This is a genomic window from Arthrobacter sp. Hiyo1, assembly GCF_001263615.2.
Classification (GTDB): domain Bacteria; phylum Actinomycetota; class Actinomycetes; order Actinomycetales; family Micrococcaceae; genus Arthrobacter.
The window spans coordinates 156,817-157,756 of the sequence record NZ_DF952473.1 but is presented as its reverse complement, the minus strand read 5'-3'; the positions used below and the strand labels follow the sequence as shown (position 1 = coordinate 157,756).

At 63.8% G+C, this 940-nt stretch carries 1 pseudogene; it reads left to right on the top strand.

What is annotated here, in order from left to right:
• Positions 1 to 129: 129 nt before the first annotated feature.
• Positions 130 to 940: pseudogene (locus AHiyo1_RS16200) on the top strand (site-2 protease family protein); the annotation flags it as partial.

Sequence of the window (940 nt, the reverse complement as noted above, 5' to 3'; positions counted from 1 at the left end):
CCCGAGGATGCCCGCCGGGCAACCTGGGACACCCTGCAGGGACGGAAGGTCTCCGACCTTGAGGCGCTTGTCGCCGCCCGCGCTTCCGCCACCATGCCCGCCGCGGCTTTCCTTGGACAGGCAAACTAAGTGAGCACTCCCCGGAACGGTGGCCACAGCACACGCAGCAGCAGGAAGGACGGGATTCCGCTCGGCCGCATCGCGGGAATCCCCGTGTACCTTGCGTACTCCTGGTTCATCATCGCCGCGTTCACGGTGATCGCGGTTGGCCCGGTCGTATTCGTGCAGCACCCCTCCCTGGGAAACGGAGCGTACTTCGTTGCCTTTGCCTATGCGGTGCTCCTCGCCCTTTCCGTGCTGGTCCACGAACTCGCCCATGCCTTGAGCGCCAAGCGTTCAACTGGCCCACGGAGAAGATCGTGTTGAATCTGTGGGGCGGCCACACCCAGTTCGAGAGCTTCATTTCGTCTCCTGGCCGCTCGGTGCTTGTGGCCTTGGCAGGACCCGCCGCCAACTTTGTCCTCGCTGCAGCCGCCTGGCCGCTGGTGGTGGCCCACGTCTTCGGCGGGGTGGCGGAGGAATTGGCCAACAGCTTCATGTGGGCCAATCTGTTGATCGGCATTTTCAATGTGCTCCCGGGTCTGCCCCTTGACGGAGGGCGGTTGGTGGAATCCGCGGTATGGAAAGTGACGGGAAGCCAGGAAAAGGGGACAGTGGCGGCTGGCTGGGCCGGAAGGATCGTCGTCATCGTCCTGGTTGTTGGGTTCATAGCCCCGCCGCTGCTTAGCGGGAGCCCGATTAATTTCACTTATATGCTCATCACCCTCCTTGTCTGCAGCTTCCTGTGGATGGGCGCTTCGGGCGCGATCAAGCAAGCGACGCTCCGTGGACGCCTCCCCTCGGTGAGTGCCGCCGCCTTGGCCGAACCCGCCGTCGGAAT